This window comes from Chitinivorax tropicus (genome assembly GCF_014202905.1).
In the GTDB taxonomy this organism is placed as follows: Bacteria; Pseudomonadota; Gammaproteobacteria; order Burkholderiales; family SCOH01; genus Chitinivorax; species Chitinivorax tropicus.
This window is the reverse complement of the sequence record NZ_JACHHY010000007.1, coordinates 46,271-59,900: the sequence shown is the minus strand read 5'-3', so window position 1 is coordinate 59,900 and position 13,630 is coordinate 46,271. Positions and strand designations below refer to the sequence as shown.

Here is a 13,630-nt window from a genome sequence, read left to right as displayed (position 1 = left end):
CGCCCCCTCGGCCATACCATGATGGATGGCCGGGGCGGGTCAGCTCATGGTTTTTCGGCACCACTGGCTTCGTCGATCGCCTTGCGTTGATCCTGATCGGCTTTCTGAAAGGTCTGCTCGATTGCCTTGGCTTTATCAAGCTGCTCACGCTCATGCTGATAGATTGCCACGGGGGGCTCATCCCGTTTACCACAGGCGCTGAGCAATACGGCCAGAATAATAATTGAATATATTCGCATGTTAATTCATACCTGATCATCAGATTTCCAGCATAGCCTGTGCATCAGGTTGATTCAATGCCATTCAATGACTTAGGCAATACCGCCGAGCCCAGTCAATATACCCGGCAAGGTCAGGTCAGGTCAGCCCAGCAGGCTGATCGACAGACTGGCGACCGAGGCACCGATCAGCATGCCCGCCAACACATCACTTGGGTAGTGCAAGCCAAGCACCAAGCGGGACAAGGCGACCAAGCACGCAAAAGGGATGAGCGCCCAGGCCAGCACTGGGTAGTAATACACCGCCAACAAGGTAAAGCTGACGGCATGCAGGGTGTGGCCAGAGGGGAAGCTGTATTGATCCAGCGGGGCGACGAACAACATGATCCGTTCGTTGTGGCAATACGGGCGTGGCCGCGAGGTCAATGCCTTGAGCCATTTATAGAGCGCGGTGCAGGCCAGCCCCACCACGATCATGTGCAATACCGGCCTGAGTGCCGCTGCACCCTCTGTCAACACCAGCAAGGCCATCAGGCTATACCAGAACACGCCATCGCCCAGGCGGCTGATCACCGAAAAACAGCAGCGTACTCCGCGATAGGCGCTGGCCCGATTGGCCCGCTCGGTCAGGCGACGATCCCAATCTGCGATTCTGACCAGTGAGTGATCAAACCTGCTCATGACGCGCCTCCCATTGTTGAATGACGTTGATCAGATGTGTTTCGAAATCCGCCGTAACCTGCCCCCAGCTCAAATGCGCCACTGACAGGGCGGCCTGCTGCCGAACGTCGCTCAACAATTGGCTGTGCTTGGCCAGCTCACAGGCGACATCGATGAAGGCGGCCTCGTCGTTGAATGCTGCCAGCATGCCACTCTGTCGGGAGCGGATGTGTTCGCGGGCTGCAGCGTAGTCATAAGCCACGACAGCCAAGCCAGAGGCCAACGCTTCGGCGGTGACGTTGCCATAGGTTTCGGTCAGACTGGGGAACAGAAATACATCCGCACTGGCATAGTGGGCGGCGAGGTCTTCACCTTGCCGCATGCCGGCGAACAGGTGGTCAGGGAAACGTGCCTGCATGGCGTTGCGCTCTGGGCCATCGCCCACCCACAGCATCCGGCAGCGTCTGCCGGTGCTCAGCATGGCCTCGAATGCCCGGGCCGCCACCATCAGGTTTTTCTCCGGCGCCAAGCGCCCAATATGGCACACCACCAGCTCGTCAGGCTTCACCCCCCATTGCTGACGCAACGCCTCGCTACGCTTGGTAGGGCTGAACAACTGGGTATCGACCCCCCTGGCAACCACTGCCAGATGGCGGTAGCCAGCTGCATCGAGCGCTTGCACCATTTCATTGGTGGGCACAAATGTCAGCAAAGAGCGATTGTGCAGCTTGCGCAAATAAGCATGGATAGGCTTGTTGAGCCAACCCAGGCCATAATGGCGGCTGTAGGAGTGGAAGTTGGTGTGGAAGTCAGAAGTGACCGGCAGTTTCAGCTTGATGGCCGCAGAGATGGCGGACCAGCCGAGCGGGCCTTCCGTGACCACATGTACCAAGTCTGGCCGTTTACGCCGCCAGGCTGTCGTGAGCGCCTGCTTGGCTGGCAGGCCGAACTTCAACCCCTGATATCGAGGTATCGGCAGTCCCTTGCGCAACAGCTCCTGATATTGCTCGCCTTCTCGCGGGGCATCTTCAGCATGCTGTTGTGGGCGCACCAACTGGATCTGATGCCCTCTGACCTGCAGCTCCGACACCATCCGCCCAATGGTCATGGCCACGCCGTTGACTTCAGGCGGGTAGGTTTCGGTGACGATGGCCAAGCGTAATTGCCTACGCAATACGGGCAGATCGTTCATCACAAGTAATCGCGTATCCATGTACTTCAATGTGCGCCACCACGGCTACAACGACATGAATATCCAATGAAACTTTGATGACCGATCCGACAACAGGCAATCACGCGCCAATTTTTATAGAATATGACGTATCACTGCTGAAACAAGGTAACAAGGTAACAAGGAAGACATGATGCAAGCCATGACACGCATACGCGCTGCATTGATACATTTTGCAATGAGCCTGGTCATTTTCTGTATTGTGGTCGGTATTTGCATCTACTACTGGTACCCAGGCCCTTTCTTCTGGATCGATGGCGGCTGGCAAGGGCTGCGCATTGCAACACCAGTCGATCTGATCTTGGGGCCGCTACTGACCCTGATCTTGTTTGTGCCGGGTAAGAAAGGTCTGAAATTCGACCTGGCCATGATCGCCGCACTCCAGCTCGGCGCCTTGGCCTGGGGCATTCACGCCATCCACCAGCAGCGCCCCACGCTGCTTGTCTACTCTGATGGCAGCCTGAACTCAGTACGCCATCATCAACTGGTGTATGACCAGACCACCGAGGCCGATGTCCATGCCCTGCTGGACAAAGCTGACAAGGCACTGGGCCTACCAATCGTGGCCATCAGGCCACCCCAATCAACTCAAGAGCTGCAGCAGATGCTGGGTGAAGCACTGGGCAGTGGCCGCTCGCTGTTTGTCTACGCACACTGGTATATGCCATTTCAAAACGTGGATGCACAACGCCTACAGAAGCAAGCCACCCCACTGGACAACCCAGCCATCACCCCCCCGGTCAAAACCAAGCTGCAGGCCTTGATCACCCGCCAGCAACGCACAGTGGGCGATGTCAGCATTCTGCCGTTCAATGGCCTGTATGACCGTGCCTGGGCGGTGTTCGGCAAACAAGACCGGGCCTATCTGGGGCATGTGCTGGAGGACTGAGCCTCAGCCACAGTCAGCTGTGTTGGCATGTCAGGGTATAATCCCGCCCTGACTTCGCCTTTCCATCCTTTCATGTCCACAGCTCTCAGCGTACTTCAACACACCTTTGGTTACAGCGCCTTTCGAGGGCAACAAGCAGAAATCGTCGAGCATGTTGCCACAGGGGGAGATGCCCTGGTGCTGATGCCCACCGGCGGCGGCAAGTCGCTGTGCTATCAGATCCCGGCATTGCTGAGAGAAGGATGTGGCATTGTCGTTTCACCCTTGATCGCGCTCATGCAGGATCAAGTCGATGCACTGGTTCAGCTGGGGGTTCGCGCAGCATTCCTGAATTCAACCTTGGCGCTTCACGAGGCCAACGATATCGAACAAGCCCTGCTGGCAGGTGAATTGGAGCTGCTGTATGTCGCGCCGGAGCGCCTGCTGACACCACGCTTCCAAAGCTTGTTGCATCGAAGCAACATCGCATTGTTCGCCATCGACGAAGCCCATTGCGTATCGCAGTGGGGCCATGATTTCCGCCCGGAGTATATCCAGCTCTCAGTTCTGCATGAGAACTTCCCTGACATCCCCCGCATCGCCCTCACCGCCACTGCGGATCAACTCACCCGACAGGAAATCGTCGATCGGTTGGCTTTGCAATCTGCCCGGGTTTTCCTATCCAGCTTCGATCGCCCCAACATCCACTATACCGTGGTCGAAAAGGACAACCCCCGCAAGCAACTCCTGTACTTCCTCCGCAATGTGCACCCAGGCGATGCTGGCATCGTCTACTGCCTGTCACGCAAAAAGGTAGAAGAGACCGCCGCCTGGCTGCAAGAACAAGGCCTGCGCGCCCTGCCCTACCATGCTGGCCTGGATACCAGCACCCGGCAGGCCAATCAGACCCGATTTCTGCGAGAGGACAGTACGATCATCGTCGCAACCGTTGCTTTTGGCATGGGCATCGACAAACCGGATGTCCGCTTCGTGGCCCACCTGGATCTGCCCAAAAGCCTGGAAGGCTATTATCAGGAAACCGGGCGGGCCGGGCGGGACGGCCTGCCGGCCAGCGCCTGGATGACCTATGGCCTGCAAGACATGGTGCTACTGCGTGACATGATCGAGCAATCAGGCACGCCCGACGAAATCAAGCGAATCGAACGACAGAAGCTGGACGCCATGCTGGGCTATTGCGAGGCACCCAGCTGCCGTCGCCAAGTGCTGTTGCATTACTTCAATGAAGACGCCACCCCTTGCGGCAACTGCGATCTCTGCACCAACCCGCCACAGACCTGGGACGCCACCACCGCAGTCCAGAAAGCGCTCTCCACCATCTATCGCAGCGGGCAACGCTATGGTGCGGGCCACATCATCGACATCCTACGCGGCAAGGACACCGCCAAGATGCGTGAATGTGGCCACCAGCACCTTTCCACCTTTGGCATCGGCAAAGACATCAGCGAGGCCCAGTGGCGCTCCTTGCTACGCCAGCTGGTCGCCATGGCCATGATCGGGGTCAGTGAGCATGGCGGACTGTACCTCCTCGACGCCTGCCGTGGCATCCTGCGTGGGGAGCAACACCTGCAATTGCGCAAAGTCAGCGAAGCCCGACAATGGGGGGGCACCAAAGCCTCGACCGTCACCCTGGATACGGATGAACAACGGGAACTGTGGGCTGCGTTGCGACAGTGTCGGAAGCAGCTGGCAGAGGAACAGAATGTACCGGCATACATGATCTTCGGTGATGCCACACTGAAGCAGATGTTGGAAAAACGCCCGAACAGCCTGGAGGGCCTACATGGCATCACCGGGGTCGGTGATGTCAAGCTGGAGAAATATGGCACGGACTTTCTGGAAGTGCTGCAAAAGCACCGCTTAAATCATGCCAAGTGAACCTTTTGCGCAATTTTCCACCTCAAAACATTACATAACAACATAAAAATTTCACACAAACAAAACATTCTTTACATAATTTTGCAATTTATCAGGCATCACGTTTCCACCGCTCGATTTCCTTTACACTTGCCCCCCCGCTCAAACCGCATATAAATCCATGCGAAAGAGCAATCCATATGCGGACTTGGCACTCGCCTCGCTCGGCCAGGCAATACCGTCCACCGCACAGGAAATCAACAAAGTAAGGGAGATGAGCGCAATGCGCCTCAAACAATTGGCATATCAAATCGGCCTGATCGGTGCAGCAAGTGCATTTGCAGTGCCGATGGTGTTCGCGGAAGAAGCCGCAAAAGAAGCGCCTAAGAAGGCCGAACGCATCGAAGTCGTTGGCTCGAACATCAAGCGCATCAGCAAGGAAGGCCCTACCTCGGTCACCGTATTCAAGCGTGCAGACATTGACCGCACCGGTGCACAGAGCATTTCCGAATTGGTTCAAACCCTGTCATCCAACGTTTCCAGCCAAAATGAAACTGCTGGCACGGGTGGCTTTGCACCAGGGGCAGCGGGTATCAGCCTGCGCGGCCTGGGTGAGCAGAACACATTGGTTCTGCTGAATGGTCGCCGTATCGCCAGCTATGGTCTGGCACTGGGCGGCACGGTGAATTTCGTCGACATCAATTCATTGCCGATGTCTGCGGTAGAGCAGGTGCAAGTCCTGAAAGACGGCGCATCCGCCATTTATGGCTCGGATGCCATTGCCGGGGTGGTCAACATCATCACCCGTAAGTCCTACCAAGGCTTGGAAAGCAAGGTGAACTATGGTCAGACCACCAAGGGTGATGGCCAGCAGCAGAACTACAATCTGACTGCCGGTGTTGGTGATCTGGAAGCTGACAAGTACAACTTCCTGTTCTCAGTGGATGTACAAAAGATCGAACGCATTGCCAGCCGTGATCGTTCCTTCTCCGCCAGCGCTGATAAGCGCGAGCTGGGTGGCGATGACCTGCGCAGCCCAACTGGTGCGCCTGGCTCATATAACTTCAATGACCAGACCGGCTGGAAGCCGATGCCGGGCTGCCCGGCAGGCAATGTGCAGCCATCGGGTGCAGATCGTAATTGCGCTTACGATTTCATGACAGCATTGGACAACACCCCGCCAACCAGTCGTCAGAACCTATTTGGCCTGTTGAATGTGGATGTGACCGACAATGTCCGTTGGTTCACCGAAATGGGCTACAGCCAAAGCGAAGCTTTGACCATCAATGCACCGACACCGATTTCTGGTTCGAACTATTCCATTGCAGCCAATAACCCCAACAACCCTTTCAAAAAGACGGCCTCCATCCGCTGGCGTTCCATTGAGGCAGGCAATCGTGAAACTACCACCACGACCAAGGCCAGCCGCCTGCTGACAGGTTTGAAGGGCACCCTGTTCAATGTTGACTTCGACACAGCGGTCGGGATCACCAAGTCGGTTTCCGAGCGCAATGGTAAGAACTACCTTCACAAAGATCTGCTGGCCAATGCCCTGAAGGATGGCCGCTTGAATCCATTTGGCGCCAACGACCCCGCGACCTGGGATACAGTCAAGGCATCCACCTCTGAAACCGGTAAATCGGACATCAAGTTTGCAGATCTCAAACTCAGCAGCTCAGATGTCGTCAAACTGCCAGGTGGTGGTCTGGGCTTGGCGGGTGGCGCGGAATATCGCCGCGAAACCGTCTACAACCAGCGCGACGCGGCATCGGCTGCCAGCAAGATCGAAGGCACTGGCGGCGCAAGGTCGGATGGGGAACGGACGACCAGATCCGCTTATCTGGAGGCGAACCTGCCCGTGCACTCCATGCTGGAGCTGCAACTTGCCGTGCGTCGCGACAGCTATAGCGACTCTGGCTCAAAGACCTCTCCCAAATATGCGTTCCGCTTCCAGCCGATGAAGTCATTGATGTTCCGTGGCTCAGTCAGTGAAGCATTCCGTGCGCCATCCATGAGCCAGTTGTACTTGGGCTCGCAGACCGGTTTCCAGCGCGTGACGGACACCCCTCGCTGTGACGCCATCAAGGCTTGCAGCAAGGTATCGATCGAGGCCAGAACTTCAGGCAACCCGCACCTGAAGCCGGAAACCTCACGCAATTACTCGTTGGGCTTCATGGTTGAGCCTATCCAATCGCTGTCGTTTGGCATGGATTTCTGGAAGATCAGCCAAAAGAACGTTGTCGATACCCTGGATGAGCAGTACATCCTGGATCACGCCAGCCAATACAGCGACCTGATCGTGCGCCAGCCAGGTGCCGGTGCTGGAGACCCAGGCGAAATCGACCATGTCAAACGCCCATTCATGAATATTGCCAGCTCATTGTTGAAAGGTGTGGACATCGATCTGCGCTATCGCTTCAAGCTGGATGGCATTGGCGCGTTGACCATCACAGATTCAGCGACCTATAAGCACAAACATGAAAGTGCCAAACGTCCTGAAGATCACATGCAACAGACTGTGGGGCTGTATGCTGATCCGAAATGGCACAACAATATGAGTGTGTCACTGGATGCTGGCACCTGGGGTAGCACCATCGCTTGGAACTATACAGGCCGCTTCCTAGATGAAAATAATGGCGAGCGCGTCGACAATGACACCCGCCAAATTGCCTCTTTCAGCACGTTTGATCTGCAAGGCACATACAGCGGCTTGAAAAACACCAAGTTCACCTTGGGCATGAAGAACATGTTCGATCGTAAGCCGCCGTTCATCACATTCGGCAACGACGCGAACTATGGCTTCGCACGCGCCGCCCATGATGGTCGTGGTCGCTATGTCTATGGCTCGGTGAACTACAAGTTCAAGTAAGCCATCATCAGCCGTACTCTCACTCTTCTTTTCTGGCCACCGACTCGGTGGCCTTTTTTTGAAGCATGCTGGGATGGGAAAAGAAAAAGCCTGCATCCGCAGGCTTTTCTATGGCGCTTACGCCAAACTGGTTTACCGCTGTGTCTGCCGGATCTTGTTCAAAGTGGACGTGGTCGAGCGCTCAAACAGGAAAGGGATGGAATGCACTGCCCCTCCCCATCCTTTGACTTCGTTGGCACCGACGATATTGTCTACCGACCAGTCACCGCCCTTGACCAGGATATCGGGTCTGGCGGCCAGAATCAGCTGCAACGGGGTGTCGTCATCAAACGCCACCACCAGATCGATGCAACTCAGGGCAGCCAACACAGCCATCCGATCCGCTGTGCAATTGATCGGGCGATCATCGCCTTTTCCAAGTCGCTTCACTGACGCGTCGGTATTGACGCCCACCACCATGGCGGCACCCAATGCGCGGGCTTGGGCCAGGTAGGTGACGTGCCCTCGGTGCAGGATATCGAAACAGCCATTGGTGAACACCAAGGGCTTGGGCAATGCTGCTGCACGATCAGGCAGGGTATCCAGCGTGCAGATCTTGTTTTCAAATTCAGGAGGAAGATAGGTCATCGGCACATGGCCTGTATTCCAACAGGCCCCTTGAGGTGATTTAAAGCTGGATTTCGATGTTATCGATCAATCGGGTATTGCCGATTTTAGCGGCGATCAACGCAACCAAGCGGGTTGAAGTGGCGCTGGGCGCCCCCAGCGTGTGGGCGTCCCGCACCTCGACATAGTCGACCTTCCACCCATGCTGCGCCAAATCTGCCACCACCTGCTGACAACGCAGCTCGAAGTCCCGCGCCCCCTGCTGGACGGCATCCCGAAGCTGGGACAAGTGACGATAGATCCGTGGGGCCTCCGCCCGATCTGATTCGGACAGATAGCCATTACGGGAGCTGAGCGCCAAGCCATCCTCTGCACGGCCCGTTTCCGCGCCGATGATTTCGATCGGCATGTTCAGATCCAGCACCATATCACGCAGTACAAAGTATTGCTGGTAGTCCTTCTTGCCAAAAATCGCCACATCAGGCTGGACGATATTGAACAGCTTGGAAACCACCGTTGTCACGCCACGGAAATGTCCTGGCCGGAACTTGCCGCATAGCTCATTGGCGATGCCGGGTGGCTCAATGCAATACTGTTGTGGATTCGGGTAGAGCGCATCCTCCGCCGGTGCGAACACGGCTGCGGTGCCAACCGACTCCAGTTTGGCACAGTCCTGTGCCAGGGTACGTGGATACCGCTCAAAATCTTCACCCACTCCAAACTGCAAGCGGTTGACAAAGATGCTGACGATGACCGAATCACCATGCTGCTTGGCCAGACGGATCAATGACAGGTGGCCTTCATGGAGATTGCCCATGGTGGGAACGAATACGACCCGACCGGCATGCTGGCGGAAGGCCCGGAGTTCGGCAATGGAGTGCAAGACTTTCATGACTTAGAAACTATGCTCTTCTGAGGGGAAGGTTTTGGCTTTGACGGCTTTGACATAGGACTCGATGCCCCCACGCACCGAGGTCGCGCCTTGCATGAAATTTTTGACGAAGCGTGCCTTCTTGCCAGGGTAGATGTCCAGCATGTCATGCAAGACCAGTACCTGACCATCACAATCGACACCCGCCCCAATACCGATGGTTGGGACATGCAGTGCTTCGGTGATCGACCGGGCCAAGCTGGCAGGCATCACTTCCATCAACACGACCGATGCCCCTGCCTCCTGCAAGGCCAGGGCATCCGCCTGCAATTGCTGCGCTTGCTGATCGGTCTTACCCTGCACCTTATAACCACCCAATTGATTGACTGACTGTGGTGTCAGGCCGATATGCCCACAGACCGGAATGCCATGTTTGGACAGAAAACGGGTTGTCTCCACCATAGTGGCGCCCCCTTCCAATTTGACCATATGCGCCCCTGCCTGCATCAGCTTGGCAGCGCTGCGGAACGCCTGCGCAGGGCCTTCCTGGTAGGCCCCGAAAGGCAGATCAGCCAGCACCAAGGCTTTCCTGGCGCCCTTGGCAACGCAGCGAGTATGGTAGACCATGTCCTCCAGCGATACGGGCAATGTACTGTCGGCGCCTTGTAACACCATGCCGAGGGAATCGCCCACCAACAGGACATCCACACCGACCTCATCCATCAACGCCGCAAAGCTGGCGTCGTAACAGGTCAACATGGCAATTTTCTGGCCCTCGTCCGCCATTTTCTGCAACGTGCTAATCGTGATCCGCATGGTTAACTTCCATCAAGCGCTTGCTCGAATTATTGAATATCTGTGGCCACGCCCCCAGCTGTGAGGGACTGGCTATGCAAGCTTTTTATTCAAAAGGATAAAACGGGTCAACCTTTGTTGAAGAATTCCCGTCCGCCTCGCATCTGTTTGATGCACTGCAAAAGTAACTCAAAGTCCCCGTCATCATCAACCAGATTTAACTGCGATGCGTTCACAATCAACAAGGGAGAATCATCATAAGAGTGGAAATAGCGGCTGTAACGTTCGGCAAGCTGTTTGAGATATTGTTCTTCGATGCCTGTCTCGTAGCTACGTGCGCGTTGCTGTATACGCTGCATGGCAATGGAAACAGGCAATTGCAGGTAGATGACCAGATCCGGCCTGGGCGCCTCGGGGCTGTATGACTGGTATATGGATCGGTACAGACGCCACTCTTCGTCGCTGAGATTCTGCTCGGCAAAAATCAGCTCTTTGGCGAGCATGTAATCTGACACCACCTGGGTGGAAAACATATCCAGCTGCTGTAACGGTGCCAATTGTTCTGTGCGCTGCAGCAGAAATGACAGCTGCGTCTGCAATGCGTATCGTGATGGATCTTGGTAGAACTTAGCCAGGAACGGATTGGATTCGGGTGACTCCAGAATCGGCAGTGCCTGCAGATGCGTGGACAACTGCTTGGCCAGACTGGTCTTGCCGGCGCCAATCAAACCCTCCACGACGATATATCGACACTGCGCCAGATCCATCTCAACCTCACTTCAGACGCTCGATCACCTGATCAGCGCAACCCGACAAAAATGCTTGGGCAGGGCCAAGACCGGGAATGATGCACTCTGGCAATATATCCAGCAACGGTAGCAACACAAACGCACGCTCACTCATCCGAGGGTGTGGAATGGTCAATGATGGCTTGACGATGTGCAGATCGTCATAAAGTAGAATGTCCAGATCCAGTGTACGTGGCGCATTGCGAAAAGTGCGCTCCCGCCCACAAGCCTGCTCGATGGCCTGAAGCGCCACCAGCAGCGCGTCCGGTTGCATGGCCGTCTCGATCAGCGCGACTGCGTTGACGAAATCAGGCTGGTCAACATATCCCACCGCCGCGCTACGGTAAAGGGGCGATACTTTCAGCAGCTGGGTGTCAGGCAAGGCGGCCAGCTGATCGACAGCATGCAACACTTGTGCCGCCGGGTCAGCCAGATTGGCCCCCAGGGCGACTACCACCTGGGCTCGACTCATTCCGCGTCTCCTGCGCCATCCCCCCCTTTGGCATTGGGTTTGCGGCGACGACGACGGCGTTTCTTGGCGGGCTGCGCCTCGTCTTTGATCAACATCCGCTCACGTTCAGCGCCATCCACATCTTGAAAGCGTGTCCACCACTCGGCCAATTCCATTTCGACCTCGCCGCTCTCCGCCCGCAAGCACAGGAAGTCATACCCGGCGCGAAACCGTGGGTTCTCCAGCAACCGGAACGGCCTTTTGCCTGCCCGCTGCTCAAAGCGTGGCTGCAACGCCCAGATCTCTTTCATGGTGACGCTGTAGCGGCGTGGAATGGCCAACTTCTCTTCCTGCACCGCCAATACTTCATCCATTGCACTGAACAAGGCCGGGATCGGCAACTCGCCGGTTGCCTGGCGATCCTTCCAGCTGGCCAGCACTTCATGCCAAAGCAGTGAGGCAAACAGAAAGCCTACCGAAACTGGCTTATCGGCCTGGATGCGTTGATCGGTGTTATCCAATGCCAATTGCACAAAACGCTCGCCCAGCGGCTGCTCCATGATGACATCGAGCAGCGGGAAGAACCCATGATGCAAGCCCTGCTGGCGTAGTTGCTGCAAGCACTGGCGCGAGTGCCCCGAGAACAACAGCTTCAACATCTCATCAAACAGACGCGCCGCTGGGACGTTTTTCAACAAGGCAGCCAACGTAGCAATCGGCTGGCTGGTAGCTGCGTCGATGGTCAGGCCCAACTTTGCTGACAAGCGCACCGCGCGGAGCATCCGCACCGGGTCTTCCCGATAGCGCAGCGACGGGTCACCGATCATCACCAACCGCTTCGCCGCAATGTCTTCCACCCCACGGTGGTAGTCGATGATCTCCTGCGTAGCAGGGTTGTAATACAGAGCGTTGGCAGTGAAATCACGGCGACGGGCGTCTTGCTCTTGGCTCCCCCACACGTTGTCATGCAGGATACGCCCGGTGGCGTCGATCACCTGCCCATCGTCCGAATCCCCCCGGAAGGTGGTCACCTCGATGACTTCATCCCGCCCGAAAGTCACATGGACAATCTTGAAGCGACGACCAATGATCCTGGAGCGGCGAAACAAGCCATGCACCTGCTCCGGCGTCGCATTGGTTGCGATGTCGAAGTCTTTGGGTATCTTGCCAAGCAGCAGATCGCGAACCGCCCCGCCCACCACGAAGGCCTCATAGCCTGCCTCCTGGAGCTTATCGATGACTTTCAGGGCGCTGTGTGCGATCTGATCTCGACCAATGCCATGTTGCGGATGCGGGATGATGGCAGCACGATGTCCCTTGCCTGCTTTTCGCCGGCCAAATACGCGCTGGATAAGTTTTTGAATCATTGAAGGTTTTGTTATATAGCGAAAATATCGCGAAAAGTGGCGCAATTATACATGGTTGTAGCATCAACAGCCGGGCGTTTACAGCACAACCGTCAACATGACTGGCTGAGCAGCCCAAATAAAAAGGCCGCCTTGGTCGGCGGCCTCTACGGCTCATGGTTGATGCACCATCAACCACCACGAATCACGAAAATACGTGGCATCGGGTTTGGTGTGGTGTAGCCGAACCAACGTTCAAAGATCTTCGTGGCTTCACCGGTTTTCTCCATGTCCAGCAGCGCGTCGTTAACCGCTTTCAACAAGCGTTTTTCGCCCTTTCGCACGGCAATGCCATAGGTTTCGAGTGAAATCGGAACATTGGGGATTTCATATTGCTTCTTGTTGGGCATCTTGTTCAACAGCCCGGCCAGTATCGGCTCATCTGTGGTGACTGCTTCCAGTTTACCATCCGACAGGGCCTTGACCGCTTCCGGATAGTCTTCAAACAGCATGATATTGGCATTAGGCAGTGCCTTGCGTGCTTGTTTTTCCGAGGTGGAGCCCTTGACCGTACCGATGACGGCGGTTTCGATGTCTGCCAGATCCTTCATCCGCCCTGCTTTGGTCAGGAACTTCTGTCCGGTGACGAAATAGCCATAGCTGAAATCGACTTGCGCTTCACGTTCCGCGTTTTTGGTGAACGTTGCAATGATCATGTCAACTTTTTTGTCTTTCAGCCAGGGAATCCGGTCTGCGGAATCAACCGGCTTGGCAAGCAGTTTGACATTCAGGCGCTTGGCAATACCTGCTGCAAAATCAACGTCATACCCTGACACGGTGCGGGTCTTGGCGTCCAGCACACCAAATGGCGGCAAGGAATCCTTTACCCCGACGACCAATTCACCCTTCTTCTGGATGTCATCCAGGTCATCAGCCATGACAGGCGCCACTGCTGCGGTAAACAGGGTAGCGGCCAGAAAGATTGTTTTTAACATGATGCCCCTCTCTTAAAGGTATCAACTCGCGCCACGGTGCGGCACTTGAGTTGCATA

13 protein-coding genes are annotated in these 13,630 nt (G+C 56.0%); 3 read left to right on the top strand and 10 right to left on the bottom strand.

The annotated features are described in order from the left end of the window. Nucleotides 1–44: 44 nt before the first annotated feature. The 3 genes from HNQ59_RS06910 to HNQ59_RS06900 all read right to left on the bottom strand — a co-directional run bounded on the left by HNQ59_RS06910 (nt 45) and on the right by HNQ59_RS06900 (nt 2,070). Nucleotides 45–239, bottom strand: coding sequence for a hypothetical protein (locus HNQ59_RS06910; RefSeq protein ID WP_184036972.1), 195 nt, complete (start codon nt 237–239; stop codon nt 45–47). Between the two features lie 123 nt (nt 240–362). After that, a complete protein-coding gene (locus tag HNQ59_RS06905; protein WP_184036969.1) occupies nt 363–899 on the bottom strand; it encodes a phosphatase PAP2 family protein in 537 nt (178 codons plus the stop codon). After that, a complete protein-coding gene (locus HNQ59_RS06900; RefSeq protein ID WP_246490887.1) occupies nt 886–2,070 on the bottom strand; it encodes a glycosyltransferase family 4 protein in 1,185 nt (394 codons plus the stop codon). Before HNQ59_RS06900 ends, HNQ59_RS06905 begins: the two co-directional genes overlap by 14 nt. Before the next feature lie 181 nt (nt 2,071–2,251). Here HNQ59_RS06900 and HNQ59_RS06895 point away from each other — a divergent pair, with 181 nt between their 5' ends. The 3 genes from HNQ59_RS06895 (at nt 2,252) to HNQ59_RS06885 (ending at nt 7,721) form a co-directional block, all read left to right on the top strand. Continuing rightward, nucleotides 2,252–2,998 (top strand): hypothetical protein, encoded by a 747-nt coding sequence (locus tag HNQ59_RS06895; protein WP_184036963.1) that lies wholly within the window; start codon nt 2,252–2,254, stop codon nt 2,996–2,998. Between the two features lie 72 nt (nt 2,999–3,070). Further along, the gene (gene recQ, locus HNQ59_RS06890) at nt 3,071–4,873 is read left to right on the top strand and encodes a DNA helicase RecQ (protein WP_184036961.1); all 1,803 of its coding nucleotides are present in this window, start codon (nt 3,071–3,073) and stop codon (nt 4,871–4,873) included. Between the two features lie 160 nt (nt 4,874–5,033). Beyond that, nucleotides 5,034–7,721, top strand: a complete 2,688-nt coding sequence (locus HNQ59_RS06885; protein ID WP_184036958.1) for a TonB-dependent receptor — start codon at nt 5,034–5,036, stop codon at nt 7,719–7,721. Nucleotides 7,722–7,853: 132 nt separating this feature from the next. Here HNQ59_RS06885 and rfaE2 read toward each other — a convergent pair whose 3' ends face one another. The 7 genes from rfaE2 to HNQ59_RS06850 form a co-directional block, all read right to left on the bottom strand. Then, nucleotides 7,854–8,348, bottom strand: a complete 495-nt coding sequence (gene rfaE2, locus HNQ59_RS06880; RefSeq protein WP_184036955.1) for a D-glycero-beta-D-manno-heptose 1-phosphate adenylyltransferase — start codon at nt 8,346–8,348, stop codon at nt 7,854–7,856. A 40-nt stretch (nt 8,349–8,388) separates the two neighbouring features. Then, nucleotides 8,389–9,219, bottom strand: coding sequence for a pantoate--beta-alanine ligase (gene panC, locus HNQ59_RS06875; RefSeq protein ID WP_184036952.1), 831 nt, complete (start codon nt 9,217–9,219; stop codon nt 8,389–8,391). 3 nt (nt 9,220–9,222) lie between these two features. Further along, nucleotides 9,223–10,014 (bottom strand): 3-methyl-2-oxobutanoate hydroxymethyltransferase, encoded by a 792-nt coding sequence (panB, locus tag HNQ59_RS06870; RefSeq protein WP_184036949.1) that lies wholly within the window; start codon nt 10,012–10,014, stop codon nt 9,223–9,225. A gap of 107 nt (nt 10,015–10,121) precedes the next feature. Beyond that, on the bottom strand, nt 10,122–10,760 hold the full coding sequence (locus HNQ59_RS06865; protein WP_184036946.1) for a deoxynucleoside kinase: 639 nt from the start codon (nt 10,758–10,760) through the stop codon (nt 10,122–10,124). A 7-nt stretch (nt 10,761–10,767) separates the two neighbouring features. Next, nucleotides 10,768–11,253: a 2-amino-4-hydroxy-6-hydroxymethyldihydropteridine diphosphokinase gene (folK, locus tag HNQ59_RS06860; protein WP_184036943.1), complete on the bottom strand. Its 486-nt coding sequence runs from the start codon at nt 11,251–11,253 to the stop codon at nt 10,768–10,770. Continuing rightward, nucleotides 11,250–12,599, bottom strand: coding sequence for a polynucleotide adenylyltransferase PcnB (pcnB, locus tag HNQ59_RS06855; protein ID WP_184036940.1), 1,350 nt, complete (start codon nt 12,597–12,599; stop codon nt 11,250–11,252). Before pcnB ends, folK begins: the two co-directional genes overlap by 4 nt. A 170-nt stretch (nt 12,600–12,769) precedes the next feature. Next, nucleotides 12,770–13,573 carry an ABC transporter substrate-binding protein gene (locus HNQ59_RS06850; protein ID WP_184036937.1) on the bottom strand — a complete coding sequence of 268 codons (804 nt, stop codon included), beginning with the start codon at nt 13,571–13,573 and terminating at the stop codon, nt 12,770–12,772. Nucleotides 13,574–13,630 lie beyond the last annotated feature (57 nt).

Bases quoted from the DNA above. Each gene is read 5' to 3' on its own strand.
- HNQ59_RS06910 (WP_184036972.1), bottom strand. From the start codon at position 239: ATGCGAATATATTCAATTATTATTCTGGCCGTATTGCTCAGCGCCTGT.
- rfaE2 (WP_184036955.1), bottom strand. From the start codon at position 8,348: ATGACCTATCTTCCTCCTGAATTTGAAAACAAGATCTGCACGCTGGAT.
- panC (WP_184036952.1), bottom strand. From the start codon at position 9,219: ATGAAAGTCTTGCACTCCATTGCCGAACTCCGGGCCTTCCGCCAGCAT.
- HNQ59_RS06865 (WP_184036946.1), bottom strand. From the start codon at position 10,760: ATGGATCTGGCGCAGTGTCGATATATCGTCGTGGAGGGTTTGATTGGC.
- HNQ59_RS06885 (WP_184036958.1), top strand. From the start codon at position 5,034: ATGCGAAAGAGCAATCCATATGCGGACTTGGCACTCGCCTCGCTCGGC.
- HNQ59_RS06895 (WP_184036963.1), top strand. From the start codon at position 2,252: ATGACACGCATACGCGCTGCATTGATACATTTTGCAATGAGCCTGGTC.
- recQ (WP_184036961.1), top strand. From the start codon at position 3,071: ATGTCCACAGCTCTCAGCGTACTTCAACACACCTTTGGTTACAGCGCC.
- HNQ59_RS06850 (WP_184036937.1), bottom strand. From the start codon at position 13,573: ATGTTAAAAACAATCTTTCTGGCCGCTACCCTGTTTACCGCAGCAGTG.
- HNQ59_RS06905 (WP_184036969.1), bottom strand. From the start codon at position 899: ATGAGCAGGTTTGATCACTCACTGGTCAGAATCGCAGATTGGGATCGT.
- panB (WP_184036949.1), bottom strand. From the start codon at position 10,014: ATGCGGATCACGATTAGCACGTTGCAGAAAATGGCGGACGAGGGCCAG.
- HNQ59_RS06900 (WP_246490887.1), bottom strand. From the start codon at position 2,070: ATGAACGATCTGCCCGTATTGCGTAGGCAATTACGCTTGGCCATCGTC.
- pcnB (WP_184036940.1), bottom strand. From the start codon at position 12,599: ATGATTCAAAAACTTATCCAGCGCGTATTTGGCCGGCGAAAAGCAGGC.
- folK (WP_184036943.1), bottom strand. From the start codon at position 11,253: ATGAGTCGAGCCCAGGTGGTAGTCGCCCTGGGGGCCAATCTGGCTGAC.